Raw genomic sequence first — 1,705 nt, forward strand, 5'->3', positions numbered from 1 at the left:
GAGGCGGCCGACTTCGCCGGGCTGGCCCGGTACGGGCTGTTCGGCGCGGTCGGGCACCGGGACTACCTGCGGCGGGCCGAGGAGCAGCTGAACGCCCTGTACGAACAGGGGCTGGAGGTGCACCTGCGGGTGCTGGAGGCGGCCGACTTCGAGGACTACTGCGACGCGCTCGGGCTCGACCCCCGGGCGCCCGCCGCCCGTGTCGCGTACGCGGGCGATCCGGAGCTGGCCGGGGAGCCGTTCGTCTACGCGGGGGAGCGGCTGGCCGAGCTGCTCCCGGTGCTGCTGGACGACCACCGGGCGCGGGTGCGGATGTCCGTCGCCTGCGCGGCCCTGCTGGATGCGGTCGGCGACGACCCGGCCGGGCAGCGGCGGATGGCGGTGGTGATGCGGTACGTGACGTCGGTCTACCTGGCGCTGGCCGAGGGCGCGGGGGAGGGCTGCCACCTTCTGACGCTGCGCTGCCACGGGCCGGAGGACGGTGAGCAGCTCACCTCGGCGGTGGACGTCTGCGTGGAGTCCGGGTGCCTCGCCCCCGCCGGGCGGGACGCGGAGGCGTTCTGCGTCACGCTCGCGGCGGGGCTGGCCTCCGGCGGCGAGGGGGCGCTGCTGCTGCACGGCGATCCGGCGGGCGGCGTGCCGGGCGGCGTGTCGGGTGCTGTGGCGGGCGGTCAGCTGGTGCGCGGTTGGGCGCTGGTCGGCGGGCGGCTGCGGCCGATGACGGCGCACGAGGTGTTCGACGAGCTGGCCGACGACGCGGCGCGCGGGTTGCCCTTCCCGCCCGGGGTGGTGCCGCGGCCCGGGTTCCCGTTGCCCGGGTTCCCGGCCGAGGGCTTCCCCGGGGCCGGGGAAGGAGGTGGGCCGCTGGTGTGATCAGGGCGTTCGCGGCCTCCGCATCCACCATGCGGCGCTGGGGACTGTTCATCGACCGCCTGTTCGGGGAAGATCGGAGAAGATCAACAGCAGGAGCGTTCGGTACCCCACACCGCCGCTCCGGCCGCTCCGCTCCGAACCGTGCTCCGCAGGTCCGGCGGGCCTGACAGCGAGAGGGGCGCACGGCATGGGCCGGATCGAGTTCACGGCGGAGATCGCCGAGCTGCTCGGGAAGGTGCGCCGACGCCCCACGGCGGGCTGGCCGTGGCGGCCGGGTGAGCAAGTGCCGGACGGGCTGCCGGTGAAGCAGTCCTGGGGCTGGCTCTTCGTCCCGGACGGGCGGGTGCTGACCCTGGTCAACCCCAGGGACGGGATCTGCTCCCTGCCCGGAGGCTCGCTGGAGCCGGAGGACGACGGGGACCCAGCCGCCGCCCTGGCCCGGGAGGCGGGCGAGGAGGCCCAGGCCGCGATCGGCCGACCGTACTACCTCGGTTACCTCTACGACCGGGTCGGTTCGGCGAACGGCGGGCACGAGTGCGCCCGGGTCCGGATGACGGCGGCGCTGCGGGCGGTCGGCCCGAGCGTGGCCGACCCGGCCTCGGGCCGCCACTACCGACGGCTGCTGGTCGCGCCGGGGCTCGCGGTCGAGCTCCTGGGCTGGGGCGCGCCCGGGCTGCGCCAGGCCCGGGCGGCGGTCGCCACGGCCGTCCGCTGGCTCGGCGTGCCCGCCGCCGCGAACGAGACGATCGAGGAACTGCCGGTCGAGGGCTGCACGATCTCCTCCGGGCCGCCCTATTCGGGGCAGGTCGAGCACGGCGGCGGTCGACCGGCG

At 76.2% G+C, this 1,705-nt stretch carries 1 protein-coding gene and 1 pseudogene; both read left to right on the forward strand.

All coding sequences use genetic code 11. The annotated features are described in order from the left end of the window. Positions 1–873: hypothetical protein (locus J0670_RS37410; RefSeq protein ID WP_207817230.1), on the forward strand; the 873-nt coding region annotated here is incomplete at its 5' end. Between the two features lie 187 nt (positions 874–1,060). Then, positions 1,061–1,705: pseudogene (locus J0670_RS37415) on the forward strand (NUDIX hydrolase); the annotation flags it as partial.

Source organism: Streptomyces sp. FH025 (genome assembly GCF_017427025.1).
Taxonomy (GTDB): Bacteria; Actinomycetota; Actinomycetes; order Streptomycetales; family Streptomycetaceae; genus Kitasatospora.